General features: G+C 72.6%; 11 protein-coding genes. 5 read left to right on the forward strand and 6 right to left on the reverse strand.

Annotation, left to right across the window (positions count from 1 at the left end):
- Positions 1–157: 157 nt before the first annotated feature.
- Both IIE03_RS24205 and IIE03_RS24210 read right to left on the reverse strand, forming a co-directional pair.
- The gene (locus IIE03_RS24205; RefSeq protein ID WP_192865366.1) at positions 158–4,288 is read right to left on the reverse strand and encodes a S8 family serine peptidase; all 4,131 of its coding nucleotides are present in this window, start codon (positions 4,286–4,288) and stop codon (positions 158–160) included.
- Positions 4,289–4,651: 363 nt separating this feature from the next.
- Positions 4,652–5,428 (reverse strand): SDR family NAD(P)-dependent oxidoreductase, encoded by a 777-nt coding sequence (locus IIE03_RS24210; RefSeq protein WP_192865367.1) that lies wholly within the window; start codon positions 5,426–5,428, stop codon positions 4,652–4,654.
- A 144-nt stretch (positions 5,429–5,572) separates the two neighbouring features.
- On the opposite strand from IIE03_RS24210, the gene IIE03_RS24215 reads away from it, so the two are divergent.
- Positions 5,573–6,472, forward strand: coding sequence for a helix-turn-helix domain-containing protein (locus tag IIE03_RS24215; protein ID WP_192865368.1), 900 nt, complete (start codon positions 5,573–5,575; stop codon positions 6,470–6,472).
- Positions 6,473–6,628: 156 nt separating this feature from the next.
- On the opposite strand, the gene IIE03_RS24220 is transcribed toward IIE03_RS24215, so the two are convergent.
- Positions 6,629–7,042 (reverse strand): winged helix-turn-helix transcriptional regulator, encoded by a 414-nt coding sequence (locus IIE03_RS24220; RefSeq protein WP_192865369.1) that lies wholly within the window; start codon positions 7,040–7,042, stop codon positions 6,629–6,631.
- Between the two features lie 112 nt (positions 7,043–7,154).
- Here IIE03_RS24220 and IIE03_RS24225 point away from each other — a divergent pair, with 112 nt between their 5' ends.
- Positions 7,155–7,835 carry an SDR family NAD(P)-dependent oxidoreductase gene (locus tag IIE03_RS24225; protein ID WP_192865370.1) on the forward strand — a complete coding sequence of 227 codons (681 nt, stop codon included), beginning with the start codon at positions 7,155–7,157 and terminating at the stop codon, positions 7,833–7,835.
- Between the two features lie 225 nt (positions 7,836–8,060).
- On the opposite strand, the gene IIE03_RS24230 is transcribed toward IIE03_RS24225, so the two are convergent.
- On the reverse strand, positions 8,061–9,308 hold the full coding sequence (locus IIE03_RS24230) for a multidrug effflux MFS transporter (RefSeq protein WP_192865371.1): 1,248 nt from the start codon (positions 9,306–9,308) through the stop codon (positions 8,061–8,063).
- A 74-nt stretch (positions 9,309–9,382) separates the two neighbouring features.
- On the opposite strand from IIE03_RS24230, the gene IIE03_RS24235 reads away from it, so the two are divergent.
- Positions 9,383–10,333, forward strand: coding sequence for a helix-turn-helix transcriptional regulator (locus IIE03_RS24235; protein ID WP_192865372.1), 951 nt, complete (start codon positions 9,383–9,385; stop codon positions 10,331–10,333).
- A 74-nt stretch (positions 10,334–10,407) separates the two neighbouring features.
- On the opposite strand, the gene IIE03_RS24240 is transcribed toward IIE03_RS24235, so the two are convergent.
- Entirely contained in the window at positions 10,408–11,346 is a 939-nt protein-coding gene (locus tag IIE03_RS24240; RefSeq protein ID WP_225998278.1) for an AraC family transcriptional regulator, read from the reverse strand.
- A gap of 122 nt (positions 11,347–11,468) precedes the next feature.
- Between IIE03_RS24240 and IIE03_RS24245 the strand changes: the two genes are divergently transcribed.
- Both IIE03_RS24245 and IIE03_RS26525 read left to right on the forward strand, forming a co-directional pair.
- Positions 11,469–12,443, forward strand: coding sequence for an SDR family NAD(P)-dependent oxidoreductase (locus tag IIE03_RS24245; protein WP_192865373.1), 975 nt, complete (start codon positions 11,469–11,471; stop codon positions 12,441–12,443).
- 103 nt (positions 12,444–12,546) lie between these two features.
- Positions 12,547–12,681, forward strand: a complete 135-nt coding sequence (locus tag IIE03_RS26525) for a hypothetical protein (protein WP_264158635.1) — start codon at positions 12,547–12,549, stop codon at positions 12,679–12,681.
- A 176-nt stretch (positions 12,682–12,857) separates the two neighbouring features.
- On the opposite strand, the gene IIE03_RS24250 is transcribed toward IIE03_RS26525, so the two are convergent.
- The gene (locus tag IIE03_RS24250) at positions 12,858–16,301 is read right to left on the reverse strand and encodes a S8 family peptidase (protein ID WP_192865374.1); all 3,444 of its coding nucleotides are present in this window, start codon (positions 16,299–16,301) and stop codon (positions 12,858–12,860) included.
- Positions 16,302–16,336: the final 35 nt, after the last annotated feature.

A 16,336-nucleotide genomic window follows, 5' to 3' on the forward strand; every position in this document is an offset into this window, starting at 1 on the left:
GCGGCCCGGCACCATCAAGCGTGTGCCCGGTGACGTACCGGTGGAAGTTGAGTCCTCATCGGGAGACCGGCAGTCCTATGCCCGGTCCGTCGACGTACGGGGCAGACGGATGCCCCGTCGCTTCCGGCGGGGCATCCGTGCGATGTCGCGACTGCCGTCAGTGCCGGTGACGCCCGCCGCCGGACTCAGTGGTCAGCACCATCGGCACCCGCACCAGCGGCCTGCGCCCGGCGTCCGAGTGGAGCGCGAGGTCGAGCTCCTGCCGTTGCACGCTCCGGTCTGACGTACGCCGGTCCCGGCCGCGCTCGTCGTCGGTGTCGTACCGCACGTGCACGGTCGCCGTCCTGCCGGGCCTGATCACCGTGGGGGCGGTGATGGTCAGGCCGTCGACCCGGTCGAACTGCGGGTCGTCCAGGTCGGTGAGGTCCAGGCTGGTCAGCGGGTCCCGGGAGCCCGGGACCGGCGTGAGCCGGATCACCCACAGGGAGCCGGACCGGTCGGTGTCGAAGGACGAACCAGAGATCTGGACCGACCGCTGCACCGAGCAGTCGGCGGGGTCGATCGCGAGGGCCGCCTGGATGCCGTGCTCGTAGTAGTACCCGGCCCACAGCGTGTTCGACGTCTGGTTGAACGCGAGCGTCTGGAGGCCTGCGTGGTCCGTCTCGCACCAGCCGAGCTGGTCGCCGGGCACGGGGTGGGTGGTCCCGGCGATGGCGAGGATGGCGCGCTGGTTCGTGTCGGAGATGTAGAAGACGTCGCCCTCCTCGTCGTAGGCCAGCGAGCTCCAGGGCACGACCCGCCACGACGGGTGGGACAGGGTGGCCGCGACGGAGCCGTCCTCGTCGAGGCAGACGATGCCGTACGCGTCGTGCACCTGACACATGCGGTCCGTGGCGCTGTCGTAGGCGAGGTCCCGCCCGCCGTTGCCGAGCGCCGAGGCGTCGACCTGGCGAAGCGGCGTCCCTTCCCGGTCGTATACCTGGAACACCCGGTTGACGAGGTCGGTGACCCATACCTCGTCGTCGCCGTAGCCGACGGCGCTCGTGCGGGAGAGCGCGGTGTCCCAGCCGCCGGTGACGACGCCTACGGTGTCCGGGAGCGGCAGCTGCGGGCGCAGCCCGATGCCGCGGTCGAACTCTGCGGCGGTACCGGAGGCGTGCCGACCCGTGCGGTCGTCGCCGTGATCGGCGCCCGGACCCTGCTGACCGACCCGGTAGCCGTCGTGCCGACCACCCGGTGCCGCGGGCTCACCAGCGGGAGCCATCGCCCCGGCCTCCAAGGTCAGGGCGGCCGACCCGGTGTTCCGCACCGTGATCGTCTCGTGTGCCGGAGCACCGTCGCGGCTGGTGAGGCGTAGCTCGGGAGGCCGCTTTCCGCGGGAGACCACGGTGACGACGCCGGTGGCGAGCGACGGCGACCACCGGTCGGCGCGGGTGCTGGGCCGCCTGCTGCGTACCGCGGTGCTCTCCGTCCGGTAGCCCCGGGCCTCGACACCGACGGTCGCCCGGCCCACCGGGACGGCGACGGTGTATGAGCCGTCGGCGGCGGTGCGGACCTCGGGCGCGGCCTGCTCGCCGTCGGCGGTCACGCGCACCTTGGCGTTCTCGACCGGCTTGCCGTCGTTCCGGTCGGTGACCGTTCCCGTCACGTAGGTGACGGGGGGCCGGGAGAACTCGATCGTCTGGCCGGAACGGAGCAGGACCTCCACGCCGTCGTCGTCCAGCCCGTACTCCTGACGCAGGCCGGCGGTGCCGGTCTCGTTCTCGGTGCCGATGATGCCGCCCAGGCCGCGCAGGCTCGGCGACCGTGGCAGGTCGCCGAACGCGACGGTGACGGTGCCGTCGGCACGTAGCGTCGCCGAGAACGACACGCGACCGGGTTCGGAGCCGTTGCCGTAGCCGACGTTGCGCCATTCCACGACGACGGCCGGCGTGCCTTCGACGGTGGTGCGCCGGGTGTAGACCCCGGCGTCGTCCCCGAGGTGAAGATTCGTCCAGTACGCGTAGAGCGCCGCGTTGGGTCCGTTCAATGACGGCATCCCGTTCGCGTACGGGTCGGACAGGCCGTCCTGGAACGAGATGTACCCGTTGGACGAGACGTAGGCCGTGCGGTACGTGCCGTTGTAGAACGGGAACGTGAACGGCAGCCTCAGCGGCGTGAGCTTCTTGTCGCCCTCGTCCGCCCATTCGTCGTCGCCCGGGATCAGCACCTGGTTCCCGGTCCGGTAGCCGTCCTGGCCGCCGGTGCACATGTAGCCGGCGGTGTCGATCGCGTTGTCGACCACCGACTGCAGCGACTCCGGTCCGTCCACGTGGACGAGGGTCGTATCGGTGCCCACGCACAGGTCGGCGGTAACGCGCGCCAGATAGTTACCGCGCGGGGCCGTGAGAGCGAACCGGCCCTGCGACGTGGTCGCCGCGGCGGGCCGGGCGTCGTCGGCGAGCAGGGTGACCGTCGCCGCGTCGAGCGACCGGCCGGTGGCGTCCTCGATCCGGCCGCTGACCGTCTCGGTGGGGGTGGCGGCGAGTGACAGGTCCGCCGTCGCCCCGGCGTCCGTGACCCCGACGGTGCTGCTCGCGCCGGCGTGCCCGTGGTGGGTGGCGGTGACCGTGTACCTGCCGGGCGTGACGTCGACGGAGAACCGGCCGTCGGCACCGGCGACGATCTCGCGGTCCACCGGCCCGTCCACCAGCACGCGCGCCGCCAGCGGCTCGCCGTCGGCGTCCGAGACGGCTCCGGAGACCGTGGCCGTGGCGGTGCCGCCGCGGGTGGCCGCGATGAGGGCCGCCGCGTTCAGCGCGCCCTCGCCCCACACGTTGTTGTCGGCGGCGGTGCCGCCGCAGGAGGTGTCCTCGACGTCGGCGGCGGTCTGGTCGAGCAGGCGCTTGGTGCCCTCGATGTCGCCGATCAGGTGCGGGGACGCGGACCAGAGCAGCGCGACCGTCCCCGTGACGTGCGGGGCCGCCATCGAGGTGCCGGACAGGATGCCGTACTTGCCGCCGGGGAGCGAGGAACGGACCAGGTATCCCGGAGCCGCGATGTTGGGCTTGGTCTCACCGCCCGCACCCGGCCCGCGCGACGAGGCCCAGGCGATGGAACCGTCCTCGCCGTATGAGCCGACCGAGTACGCCTCGGGGGTGCTTCCCGGCGCGCCCGCCGTGCGGCACTGCCCGCCGGCGGCGTTGTTGCCGTTGGACCACACCGAGAAGATCCCGGCGGCGTCCCAGCTCCTGATGATGTCCGAGAACCATGGGTTGTCGCTCGGGATGAGCGTGCCCCACGAGTTGTTCACGATGTGCGGGCGCATCGCGGGGTCAGGATCCGAGCCGTCTGCCCGGGTGGGCTGGAGGATCCACTCGCCGGAGGCGATCAGGTCCGCGTCGCTGCACGTCGCGCAGCCGTTGGCGGCGATCCACCGGGCGCCGGGGGCCACGCCGACCTGGTTCCCCTGGTGGTCGTCGCCCACGATCGTGCCCATCGTGTGCGTCCCGTGCCCGTGCGGGTCGCACGGCGTGCCGCCGCACTCGCCGGTCAGGTCGAGGAAGCTGTAGTCGTTGTCGATCGTGCCGTCCGGCTGCGTGCCGCGGTACGACCAGGCGAGGGTGGGGTGCAGCGCCTCGACGCCCGAGTCGATGTTGGCGATCACGATGCCTCGGCCGGTGATGCCCTGGGACCACACCGCGGGAGCGCCGATACTCCGGACGCCCCACTCGGGGCCCTCCGTCGCGGCGTCCGACGCGGTCGGCTCGGTGGCCTCGTCGGTGGTGCCCGCGCCGTTCGGGTCCTCGTCCGTGCGGTTGGTGTCGGCCTCGTCTCCCGGGGCCGGGTCGCCGGTGGAGAACGTCTCGGTGTGCCGAATCTGCAGCACCGCGGGCTCCGCGGCCAGACGCTCGGCAAGTGCGAGGTTACCGTCGCGGACCAGCACCGCGTTGGTGAGCCAATAGCTCTCGTAGCCGACCCCGGCGGCCTCCAGTTCGGCCACGACGTCCGCCTGGCTCGCCTGGGCGGTGTCTTGCAGCGCGGCGACGACGGCGCGCCCTCGCTCGCCCCAGTCGCGCACGCTCGCGGCGGCTGACAGGTCCGGCTTGTCGGAGAACCGCACCCAGAAGTCGGACCGGGGGGTCTCCTCCAGCGTGTGCTCGACCTGTGCGGTCAGCTTCTGGTGGTGCGCGGGCTGCGGCGGGCGGGCCGCGGCCGGCTGCGCGACGACGCCGACCGTGGCCACGAGCCCGGCAAGCGCGAGAGCCGCGGCAGCCCGACGTCGAGCAGGAAGATGAGTGAGATGCATGGTTCCTCCGGCGGCCAAGGCAACTGGCCGCTGACGCATGGTGGTTCGTGCCGGTTCGCCACCTTGCGCCCCGTGCATTGACGCCACGTTGACCCACGCAGACGTTCGCTGACAAGCGAAGAACCCTGTGTCAATTGCGCAATTGCGCAGACCGGCAGCGATCCCGGCGGCTCAGGTGAGCGCAGCCTCGCTCCCCCGCCGCCGGGCGACGCCACATGCCGTCGGTCGAGGCGGCGAAGGAGGCCATGCTCATGTCGGACCGCCGAATCCCCGAGGTACGTGCGGCACCCGGCTCGACCAGGAGTACCGGCCTCGGGCGCTGCTCGACACCGCCCTCAGGCGTCGTCCCGCGGGAGACCGGCGTCAGCCGACGTAGCGGGACGCGAGGTTCGGGCTCTGCCCGCCGAATGCCGCCAGGTCCGCGGCGAAGACGGCGTCGAGCAGGGAGGTGTCCTCCACGCCGGGGGCGGTGACGGTCTCCCCGAGCTCGAGCCCGCGCAGGCTCGCACGCACGACGTCGTCCGCCGACATCCGCGGCACCGCGCTGAGATCCATGCCCTGGCGGGTGTGGAACTCGGTGGCGACGACGCCGGGCAGCAGCGCCTGCACGCGCACGCCCGTGCCCTCCAGCTCGGCACCCAGGGTCTGGGAGAAGGCGAGCAGGTCGGCCAGCGCGCCGGCGTAGACGGCCCGACGCGGCATGACCGACGACGGCGCCGGGCCGCTGAACGCGATCATCCCGCCCACGTTGACGATCGCGCCGCTGTCGCGTTCCAGCATCCCGCCCAGCGCGGCACGGGTGAGCAGCGTGGGGGCGAGGACCTTGACGTGGACCAGCTCGGTGGCCCTCTCGGCGGGCAGCTCGGCCAGGGCCATGTAGTGGGCGACGCCGGCGTTGTTGACGAGCAGGTCGACCGGCTCGGCCGCGGCGACGTCCGCGACCTCGGCGATGCCTTCGGGAGTGGACAGATCCGCCGCGACCGGACGCACCTTCACCTCGGGATGGTCCGCGACGAGCGTGGAGAGCCGGGTGGTGTCGCGTCCGACGGCGATCAGGTCGTGGCCGTCGGACGCGAGGCGGTCGGCGAAGGCCCGGCCGATGCCGGACGTGGCGCCGGTGACGAGTGCGAGCTTGCTCATGGTGTTTTCCCTTCGGTTCCCAGCCCGGGCGCCGGGCTGCCTGTCACCAGGCTCCGGCGCCGGACCGGCCCGCGGCAGGACCCCGCCGATCCTGGGGTCGAGGGGACCAGGCACCCCGGAGCCCGCGGGCTTACGGTCGAGTACATGAGTGACGCACCGAACCTGCTGGGCGAGTACCTGCGGGCCCGCCGCGAGCAGGTCTCGCCGGAACGGGCCGGCATCCCGCGGGCGGGTGTGCGCCGCGTGCCGGGGCTGCGCCGCGAGGAGGTGGCGATGCTGGCCGGCATCAGCGCCGACTACTACCTGCGCCTGGAGCAGGGGCGCGACCGCAACCCGTCGGTCCAGGTGCTCGAGTCGGTCGCCCGTGTGCTGCGGCTCGACGACGCCGGCACCGCCTACCTCCTCGGCCTGGCCGCGCAACGGCCGCGGCGCAGGCGTCCGCGCAGCCGCCGGGAGACCGTCCCGCCCGGGACCCTGAAGCTGCTCGGCGCGCTCGGGCTGCCGGCGTTCGTCGAGGGGCGGTACTTCGACGTGCTCGCCGCCAATTCCCTGGCCACGGCACTGTCGCCGCGGCTGCGGGCCGGCCGCAACCGGCTGCGCGACGTCTTCCTCGACCCCGCCGAGCAGGCACTGTACGCCCACTACGCGGGCCGGGAGGACATCGCCGGACAGCTCGTCGCCGGCTTCCGTGCCTCCGTGGGGAACGAGACGGACGACCCCCGGCTGGTCGAGCTCGTCGGCGAACTCTCCCTCGCGAGCCCGGACTTCCGCAAGGCCTGGGCGCGGCACGACGTCACGACGCGCGAAGGCGCCGTCGTCAGCCTCGACCATCCGGCAGTGGGCCGGATCACGCTGAACCGGGAGAAGCTCGCCATCGGCGGCGCGCCCGGCCTCACGCTGGCCGTCTACCACGCCGACACCGGCTCCCCCGACGCCGACAAGCTGCAGGTCCTGGCCTCCTACGCCGCGTCGGACCACCCGGAGCCGCGCGCCGACACCGAGCACCGCGCCGCGCCGTCGGATCAGCCCTCGCCCCGCGAGTAGACCCCCCAAGGACCACCCGGAGCCCACGCTCGGTCGCACGAAGGCGGTCGCCTCACGCACTTCGATGTGCCTTTTGTAGGCCTCGATCAACACACTCACCATGGTGTTACGCACCAACAGTGAGGTGAAGGATGGAGCAGGACGAGACCGGGACAGCTAAACCGCGCGGGCAGACTTCTGGCGACCGACGCCGGTGCGTTCGTGGTCACGCCGGCTGGCGGCGACGTCCTCGTGATGCGTCGCCGCCCAGTTCGCGAGCGTCATCACGGCGCCCACCAGCGATCGGCCGAGGCCCGTCAGGGCGTACTCGACACGAGGCGGCACCTCCGGGTAGGCGGTTCGGGTCAGCAGGCCGTCCCGCTCCAGGGCCTTCAGGGTCACGGTGAGCATCCGCTGCGAGATCCCGGGGATGCTCGCCTGGAGATCGGAGTAGCGCAGCGGTCCGACGTCGAGCGTGCTGATGACCAGCACACTCCACTTGTCGCCGATCCGGTCGAGCACCTCGCGGATGAACGCGCTCTCGGCGGGCCACGCCTGGCACGGCCCGCCGATCGCCCTCGCCGTCGCCATCTCGTTCGCCTCCCGTCGCCCTCACAGGCCGTCCAGTCCGCTACCACACCAACAGTAAGCACCCGTCCTCGCGGGGCCAACCTCGCCGCGCGCAGCCGAAAGGAAACCCTCCATGCCCACCATCACCATCGTCGGAGCCGGTTCCGGCCTCGGCCTGTCGATCGCCAAGGCGTTCGGCGACAACGGATTCTCGGTCGCACTCGTCTCCCGTACCCAGGAGAAGCTCGACGCCCTCGCCGCGGAGCTGGACGAGGCCGGGATCGAGGCCGCCGGTTTCGCCGCCGACGTCATGGACACGTCCTCGATCGCCGCGGCCTTCGACCGCATCAAGGAGCGCTTCGGGGCCGTCGACGTCCTGGAGTACTCGCCCGCCCCGCACACTCCCGTCCCCGGCCTGAGCAACCCGGGGCCGCTGGAGGCGAACAGAGCCACCATCCAGCCGCAGATCGACTACTACCTCTACGGCGGGATCGCGGCCACCGAGCAGGTGCTGCCCACCATGATCGAGCGCGACAGCGGCACCATCCTCTACACCACCGGCGGCACGTCCCAGGACCCGCTCGCCGGGCCGGCCGAGTTCACCACGACCACCATCGGCAGCGGCGCGCTGCGCAGCTACGCGCTGAAGCTGCACCAGGCCACCGAGGGCACCGGCGTGTACGTCGCGCACGTGCCGATCTTTGCCTGGATCGGGAGCGGCGGTCCCGAGACCCAGCCCGACACCATCGCCAAGCACTACTGGACCGCCCACACCACGCGGGAGGGAGCCGAGCAGCCCTACGCCGCCCTGTGACAGGCGTGGGTCCCCCTGTGACACGGCGTGGCATGCCCTGCGCACGCCACGCCGTGTCACAGCGCGATGTCATAACCGGTCAGCGCGATGTCATGACCGGTCAGCGCGCCGTGACGCCGTCGGGCAGGTGGTCCAAGAGGGCGTCGACGAACGCGGCGTCGGTGGTCGCACCGTCCGGCACCATGAGGCGCGGGGAGGCCAAGCGCCCCGAGCGCGGGCCGCTCGTCAGCGAGCCCGCGATGCCGCGGTCAAGGCCGCGGCCGCCAGCAGGGCCGAACCGGTCATCGCCGTCGCGGTCGCGACACCGTCGTTGCCGAGCACTCCGACCACGGGAGCGACCAGCGCGCCCGTGCCGAACTGGATCGCCCCGACGATCGCCGCGGCGGTACCGGCCGCCTCGCCGTGCCGGGACAGGGCCAGCGCCGTGGTGTTCGGGATGACCAGCGACCCGCCACCCAGCATGGCCATGACCGGGACGAGGAAGCCGGCGAGCCCGCCCGTCCCGGCGGCCTGCAGGGCGATCCCCACCAGACCGGCGGCCACGACGCCCCCGAGCGCGACGCCCGCCACCCGCGACGGGCTGAACCGGGCCAGCAGGACGGGGTTGAGCTGGGCGCCGCCGATCAACGCCACCGCACAGCCACCGAACGCCAGGGCGAACTGCTGCCGGTCGAGACCGAACTTCCCCTGCAGGACGAAGCTCGACCCCGCGACGTAGGCGAACAGCGCGCCGAACGACAGGCCGGTGGCGAGCGCGAACAACACGAACCTCGTGTCGCCGAGGATGGACCGGTAGGCCCCGAGCGTCGCCCCGATCCCGGCGGGCCTCCGCCGGTCGGCGGGCAGCGTCTCGGGCAATCCCGACCCGGCGACCAGCATGACGAGGACGCCGAGCAGCGCGAGCACGCCGAACACCCATCGCCACGAACCGGCGACGAGCACCGCGCCGCCCAGCGCCGGCGCGAGGACGGGCGCGACGCCCATCACCAGCATGAGCCGGGACATCGCGGTGGCCGCGGCACGGCCCTCGAACAGGTCGCGCAGCACGGCCATGGCCACCACGGTGGCGGCCGCCGCGCCCACGCCCTGCAGGATGCGCAGGACGCCGAGCACGGTGATGTCCCACGCGACGGCGGACGACAACGACGCCCCCACGTGCAGCGCGACGCCGGCGAGCAGCGGGCGGCGGCGGCCGAGAGCGTCGGAGAGCGGGCCGACGGCGAGCTGCCCCAGCCCCAGACCCAGCATCGTGCCCGTCAGGGTCAGTTGCACCAACGGTTCGGTGGTCCCCAGGTCGGAGACGATCGCCGGCAGTGCCGGCAGATACATGTCGATGGTCAGCGGCCCGAGCGCGACCAGCGCGCCCAGCACCAGCACGGTGCGCAGGAATCCGGGCCGCGCCGGGGCGCGGCGGGCGGTGGCGCCGGTCGTGGTTGCCTGCTTCTCGGGTCCGGGAGCGAGTTGCTGTGTCATGTCCGACAGCCTCGCGCACGGGAGCCGGACTCTGAATAGTCTCTCGTCCGGTCTACTTGCGTTAGAGTACGGGAATGGCACAAGACCGGCTGTCCGAGGTGTTCGATCTCGTCGAGGTCCGCGGCGTGCTCACGGGCGGCGTCGTCGCGCGGGGGGCGTGGCGTGCCGGTGCGGCGGTCGGGCATCCGCTCAAGTTCTTCGCGATGCTCTCGGGCAGTGCCCGCCTGATGGCGGGCCGCCTCGAGGAGCCGATCGAGCTGGTGGCCGGGGACATCGGCATCCTCAACGGTCCGGCGTGGGTGGAGTGGCGCGGCGGGCCCGACGACGAGATGCCGCACGACGCCGTCGTCCAGGACTTCCCGCCGCTCGCGCTCGACGGCGCGGCCGCCGATGGTGCGGCCGACGTCTTCGTCGGCGGGCGGATCGATCTCAACCCGGCCGGCGAGTCGCTGCTCCTGGCCGCCCTGCCCCCGTTGTGCCACGTCCGTGCCGCGGAGGCGTCCCCGGCGCTGCGGGCCACCGTCGACCTGCTCCTCGCCGAGCTCGCCACCCCGGGGCTGGGTTCGGAGTTCGCCCTCCGCCAGCACGGCCAGTTGCTGCTCCTGGAGATGCTCCGCGCGTACGTCGCGCAGGCCGAGGTGCCGCCCGGCTGGCTGCGTCTCCTGGCGGACCGGCAGCTGCGCCCCGCGCTCGACCTCATGCACTCCGAGCCCGGGCACCCATGGGGTCTGCACGACCTTGCCCGAGCCGCGACGATGTCGCGAACGACGTTCGCCGAGCGCTTCCGGGACGTGGCAGGAGTGCCGCCGCTCACCTATCTCAGCCGGTGGCGCATGATGCTCGCGCAGCGCGCGCTGCGCGACGGCGACACCCGCGTCGCGCAGCTCGCGGCGCAGCTCGGCTACGGCTCGGAGAGCGCGTTCAGCAACGCGTTCAAGCGGGAGACGGGGCTGTCGCCGATGGGCTACCGGCGCGAGGTCCGCGCCCGCGCCGCGGCATCACGGGAACCGGTGCCGGCGGCCTGAGCAGGGTCTGGACGACCTCGCGGATCAGGGCCGCACCCTGCGCGGACGCCCTCCCCTGCATCGCCCCAGGCCAGTCACGCCGGGGCGGGCCGGCGACGCTCAGACCGTTCGCCGCGCACCCGACGCCGGTAGTGCAGCGGGGATTCGCCGATCTCGCGCTTGAACGCGTTGCTGAACGCCGCTTCGGAGGCATAGCCCAGGTCGGCCGCGAGGGCACCGACGCGTACGTCGTCGTGCCGGAGGGCACGCTGGGCGAGGAGCATGCGGTAGCGGCTGAGGTAGGCGACGGGAGGCATGCCCGCCGCGGCGCGGAAGTGGCGGGCGAAGGCCGACCGGGACATGGCGGCGGTGCGCGCCAGCTGCTCCAGGCCCCACGGCGCGGCGGGATCGGCGTGCATGGCGGCCAGCGCCGGCCGGAGCCGTTCGTCGGTGAGCACGCGCAGCCAGCCCGGCGGCGCCTCGGTCTGGTCGAGATAGGCGCGCAGGACCGCGAGGAACAGGAGCTGGCCGTACTGCCGCACGGCGAAGTCGGAACCGGTACGGCGGCCTGCGACCTCGTCGAAGACCTGGTCCAGGAGCGCCCGCAGCGGGGTCGCCGAGGAGGCTCGGACGACCCCTACCGGCGGCAGGGCCCTCAGGAGCAGTTCCCGGCCCGCCGGGTTGAAGTCGACGGCGGTGCCGAGGACGACGTCGTCGGTGGCGCGATCCGCGTCGGCGAGGCCCGTGAAGCTCTCCTCGGGCGCGATCCGGCGACGTGGACCCGGCCCTGGGGGGCCGCCCTCGGCCTCGAGCCAGGTGCGGTTGCTGAGGATGGCGACATCGCCGGGGGCGAGCTCGATCGGTTCGTCGAGGCCGTCGGTCAGCAGCCGGCAGCGTCCCGACACCATGGCGATGAGCTTCATGGCGTCGTGGCACGGTGCGCGTCCCGCCCACGAGCCGCCGGCCGCGAACCCGCCGTACACCGCGCCCCGGATCTCCACGAGGTCGAGCACCTCGGACAACTGATCTCCCATGATCGGGACTTTCGCACAAGAAAGAGACACTGACAAGTATTCAGGGTGTCACTCGTGGTTGCCAGGCTGAAGGCCGTCGCGACGCGCGCCGTCGCGACGACGACCGAGAGAAAGGTACGACCATGGCACCTCAGGACGCGGGCGGGACCCGCACGATCATCATCACGGGAGGCAGCAGTGGCATCGGGCTCGGGGCGGCGACGGCGATCCTCGAGGACGACCGAGGGCCGTGGCACGTCGTGCTGCCCGTCCGCAACGCCGCCCGCGGCCAGGAGGCCGTGGCGGCACTCGCCGCCACCGCCACGAACGGCAACACGGTGGAGGCGATGACGATGGACCTCTCGTCGCTCGCCTCCGTCCGCGAGTTCGCCACGGAGCTGACCGGCCGCGTGACATCCGGCGCGATCCCCCGGATATTCGCCCTGGTGTGCAACGCGGGTGTCCAGATGGGCACGAACCTCACCCACACGACCGACGGGTTCGAGGCCACCTTCGGCGTCAACCATCTCGGTCACTTCGCCCTGGTCAACGCGCTGCTGCCCGTGCTCGAGGCTCCGGCGCGCGTCGTCGTGACCGCCAGCGGGGTGCATGACCCGGCCCTCCGCCTCCCGGGTCCCCCCGCGTGGAACGACGCGGAGGCCCTGGCCCGCGGCGAGCTCGGGCCCGCCGCCGAGTCGGACAACGCGTTCGTCGCGGGCCAGCGCCGCTACAGCACGTCCAAACTCGCCAACATGTACTTCACCTACGCCCTCGCCCGCCGACTGCCCGAGGGCGTCACCGCCAACGCCTTCGACCCCGGCATGGTGCTCGGGACCGGCCTGGGCCGCTCGCTGCCCGCCCCGGTGAAGTTCCTCTCCGACCATGTCTTCCCGCGCCTCACCTGGCTGCTGCGCCGGACGGTCACCTCCGACATCCGAACGGCCGAGGAATCGGGTAGCGCGCTCGCCTGGCTGGCCACCGCACCGGAGCTGGCCACGACCACGGGCACGTATTTCGGCGGCCGCACGGAGATGCGCTCGTCGGACGAGTCGTACGAGGTCGCGCGCGCCGAACAGCTCTGGGCCGACAGCGAGAAGCTCACGGGCGCGCGTGTCTGACCACCGAATCCCGCCCCCGGAGGCGAGCGATGCTCCATGACCCAACGAAGGAGACGACAAAGATGACCGACACCGCTGTGCCGACCCTCTCGACGATCGAGCGATGTCCTTCGTCCTGGAATCGCAGTACGCCTTCGGCGGCCATCTCGCCCGCGTCGGCGGCACCGTGATCGCGACGGAGGACGAGCCGATCGCGCTCAGCCCTCTGACCCGCGAGGTGCTCCGCGCAGGACGATGACCATCCCCGGTCCATGCGGGTCCAACCTCTGGCCCCTGCCGCCGGCGCACCCCTGCGGCATCCCGGCCCTCACCGGACACGATCCCCGCAACCGCCTGGGTCCACGGGGCTGCGGGGATCGTCCGGACCGGCCCGCCGGGCCGGGGATTCATCTCGTCATGGACGAGGACACGTGCCTAGCGCTGCCACCAGCGCCACGGCGGCCGGTGCCCGTCGCCGCTTCGCGAGGAGGGCGCGTCCACGATCTCCCACCGCTTGCCGGGCGTGGCGTTGTGGTAGTGGAGCAGAAGAAGCTCGGCCTCCTCCGCACCCTCCGCGCGGTGCACAGCCAGCGACATACCACCCTCGCTCGCGTACAACACGTCGTTCTCGCCGTCGAACCAGATGGGCGGGGCGTACGGGTCCGCGGTGAACGGCTCGGCGGCGTCGACCAGCTGGCCCTCCCCCGTCGCGTACCAGGAGAACGTCGCCACCTGGAACGTCGGGGTGTCACCGGGAGCAAGACCGAGCAGCCAGGGCTGGACCGGCACGGTGACCACGTTGTTGTCGAACACCCCGGTGTCGACGCTGCCGTCCAGGCCGTTGGCGTACTCGGCCCAGATGTCCTGTCCTGTCCGCAGGTCGAACGTGACGGCGACCGTGACGTCGTCGGTCGCCACCGCGTTCGGGTTGTTGGAGAACTTGACGACGTCGATCTCGTAGTCGAACGCCCCGTCGTCGTCGATGTCGACCAGGACGACCGGGACGGTGCTGAGTCCGAGGGACGCCCACTCCCCCTCGGTGGCGATGCCGATGCCGGCGGCCGCGGAGGACGGGTCGAATCCGGCGGCCTCGTACTGCGGCGCCGTGGAGGCGAAGCCGACCGCCCGGATGTCGCCCTGCCGGATCGCCGACCGCGACGTGCCCGACCAGGCCGACGGCGGGAGCGCCGGGCTGGTCGCCTCGAGCGCGAAGGGTGCGACGATCGACGTCCAGCCGCCCGTGCTGACACCGCGTCCGGTGAGCTCGAGCGTCTCCGTCCCGCCACGGCGGTCACGGACGGTCTTGCCCGCGATGTCGGCGACCGGCCGGGGCGCGGCCTGGACGGGCACCCGCAACGCCTCTCCGCCGGTCCCGCGCACGGGGGTGAGCTGGAGCCGGCCGGTCACCATGGCGAGGTAGTCGCGGGCACCACCGATGGAGGCCGTCTCCGACGAGGCCGGGCCGATCTCCCGGACGAGCGAACGGGCATCGGCGGTGAGCGTCACGCGCACCTTCGCGGTGCGGCCGGGCCGGACGGTGAAGGACTCCGGCCAGACCGAGATCCGCGCGCCGCCCGCGGTCGACGACTCCAGGTACGACGTCCTGTAGGTCGCCGGACGGTGACCGGTGTTGACCACCTTCACCGTGCGTGTGACCCGCGCGGAACGCTCGACGGGGACCACGCCGAAGCCGACGGAGACCAGCTCGGGTGCGTCCGCGGCGTATGCGAGGACGTCGGTGCGCACGGCGCCGACCGAGTCGACTCGTCCGGAGCCGACCCGTTCCGGGCCGTACGCGACGCCCTCGCCCTCCGCCTCGGTGTACACGTCGTGCGTGGCGGTGTTCATGACGGCCGCCTTGACGCGTGCGGGCGACCACGTCGGGTGGTCCTGCGCCACGAGTGCCGCGATACCCGCGGTGTGTGGGGACGCCATCGAGGTGCCGGACATGATGACCGGCTGCGTCCCGTGGCCGGCGCCGGCCGAGGAGATCGCCGTACCCGGCGCCGCGACGTCGGGCTTGACGACGCCCAGCGAACCGTGCACACCCCGCGACGAGCCGGGGTTCAGCGTGTCACCGAGCGAGATCTCCTCGTAGGTGCTGTTCGCCAGGGAGGGGCCTGCCGTGACCACGACCGTGCCTTCCTGGATCGCCGGCAGCAGCGCTTCGGTGGCCGGGCGGGTGAGCTGTCCGCCAGGGATGCCCGCGTTCCCGGCGATGCCGCCGGAGAAGACCTCGAGGTCCGACGAGAGCAGGACCCCGACGGCACCCGCGGCCTCGGCGTTGTCGAACCGCGCCGTGGAGCCGCAGGGTCGTGTGGCGTTGTTGTCGTCCCAGTAGAGGTAGACGAACTTGCCGTCGACGGCGGCTTCCTGCTCGGCGGTGAAGGCCGAGCAACCCGTGAAGTCGTCGGCCACGAACGCGGCCGGCGCCGTGACGTCGTCGCCCGTGTAGTTGATCGAGTTCTGGAAGGGGTACGGGCCCGCCACGTCGGCGGGCTCGGCGACGGCGATCGCGTCGTACGCGGCGTGCGACCCCACCGAGTTCGCGACGGTGATCGCGCTCGCGGCGTTACCCGGTGACCCGCCGATGTCGGTGATGTCGCCGGCGTTGCCCGATGCGATCACGGAGAGCGTGCCGATCTCGGCGAGCTGATCGATGAACAGGCTCTCCGGGTCGTCGGCGGGTGATCCGTCGGAGCCCAGCGACAGGTTCAGGATGTCGAGGCGGTCCGAGACGTCGCCGTCACCGTTCGGGTCGGCGGCGTGGTCGAGGGCCGGGATGACCACGTTCGTGCTACCGCCGAGATCGCCGAACACCTTCAGTGCGTAGATGCCCGCCTCCGGAGCGGTTCCCGGGCCGACTCGCCAGTCGAGCAGGCTCTCCCCGTCGAGGTCGGCGTAGTCGCCCCGGAAGGTCGACCCGTCCGGAAGCACGCCGTATCCGGCGGCCGAGCCCGCGACGTGGGTGCCGTGTCCGCCGCCGTCGTCGTAGGAGTCGATCGGGTTCGGGTCGGGCTCGGGCGTATCGAGGTCCGGGTACCGCGCGTCGTAGGTGTGCCCGGCGAAGTCGTAGCCGCCGAGGTACTTCGCGGAGTCGAAGACGCCGTCCGGTACGGGCAGCGTGCCGTTCTCGGCCGTGGCCGCCTCGAACGCCTCCGCGGTGCCCGGCCCCCCGAACGCGGCGTGGGTGTAGTCCAGGCCGGTGTCGATCACGCCGATCCGGACGCCCTTGCCGGTGCGGCCGGTGTCCCGCCAGGCCTCGACCGCCCGGGTGAATCCGTCCTGACCCTTGTTGACGACCTGCTTGGGAGTGACCTTCCAGACCTTGAGGACGTCCCGCTCCTCCGCGAGCTCGCGCACCTCGCCGGCGCCGCCGGTCACCGTGAAGCCCGCGACGACGTTCGTGGTCACGGCGGTGCGGTCCAGGTCGGCGGAGCGCTCCCGGGAGCGGGGCAGCACGGCGTCGGCCATCGCCTCGACGTCGGCGATGCCGTCGCGCACCTGTGCGCGAGAGCGTCCCTGGCCGTGCAGGTCGACCGCCGACGGTGCGTCGAGCTGGACGAAGGCGGTCACGGTCTCGTCCGGGTCGGCCTCGGCGAGACCCGGAGCGATGGCGGCGCGCTTGCCGTACACCGGCTCCAGGCCGGCGACCGAAGCGAGGTCGGGGGTCGGGGCGCCCGAACGGTCGAACCCGCCGCCGAGTCCCGACGGCGAGCCGGGCGCCGCCGCCGCCGGCATCAGGACGGTTCCCCCGGCCAGCGCGGCGACCGCTACGAGACCGATGGCGCGTGCCGCCCGGCGGGATGCCGCGCTGACGGCGCGGCGCCGGGCCGGTGAGTGTGTCGGTGCGAGTGCACCGAGAGGTCGGTGACGCATTGCTCTCCTTGTGTGGGGGGTGACAGGCGGGTGTG

It is taken from the genome of Myceligenerans pegani (genome assembly GCF_014892515.1).
GTDB classification, from domain to species: Bacteria; Actinomycetota; Actinomycetes; order Actinomycetales; family Cellulomonadaceae; genus Myceligenerans; species Myceligenerans pegani.

What these genes read in the sequence shown, in the direction of transcription:
- IIE03_RS26525 (WP_264158635.1), top strand. Translation starts at nt 12,547, where the DNA reads ATGTCCTTCGTCCTGGAATCGCAGTACGCCTTCGGCGGCCATCTCGCC.
- IIE03_RS24225 (WP_192865370.1), top strand. Translation starts at nt 7,155, where the DNA reads ATGCCCACCATCACCATCGTCGGAGCCGGTTCCGGCCTCGGCCTGTCG.
- IIE03_RS24230 (WP_192865371.1), bottom strand. Translation starts at nt 9,308, where the DNA reads ATGACACAGCAACTCGCTCCCGGACCCGAGAAGCAGGCAACCACGACC.
- IIE03_RS24210 (WP_192865367.1), bottom strand. Translation starts at nt 5,428, where the DNA reads ATGAGCAAGCTCGCACTCGTCACCGGCGCCACGTCCGGCATCGGCCGG.
- IIE03_RS24205 (WP_192865366.1), bottom strand. Translation starts at nt 4,288, where the DNA reads ATGCATCTCACTCATCTTCCTGCTCGACGTCGGGCTGCCGCGGCTCTC.
- IIE03_RS24220 (WP_192865369.1), bottom strand. Translation starts at nt 7,042, where the DNA reads ATGGCGACGGCGAGGGCGATCGGCGGGCCGTGCCAGGCGTGGCCCGCC.
- IIE03_RS24250 (WP_192865374.1), bottom strand. Translation starts at nt 16,301, where the DNA reads ATGCGTCACCGACCTCTCGGTGCACTCGCACCGACACACTCACCGGCC.
- IIE03_RS24240 (WP_225998278.1), bottom strand. Translation starts at nt 11,346, where the DNA reads ATGGGAGATCAGTTGTCCGAGGTGCTCGACCTCGTGGAGATCCGGGGC.
- IIE03_RS24215 (WP_192865368.1), top strand. Translation starts at nt 5,573, where the DNA reads ATGAGTGACGCACCGAACCTGCTGGGCGAGTACCTGCGGGCCCGCCGC.
- IIE03_RS24245 (WP_192865373.1), top strand. Translation starts at nt 11,469, where the DNA reads ATGGCACCTCAGGACGCGGGCGGGACCCGCACGATCATCATCACGGGA.
- IIE03_RS24235 (WP_192865372.1), top strand. Translation starts at nt 9,383, where the DNA reads ATGGCACAAGACCGGCTGTCCGAGGTGTTCGATCTCGTCGAGGTCCGC.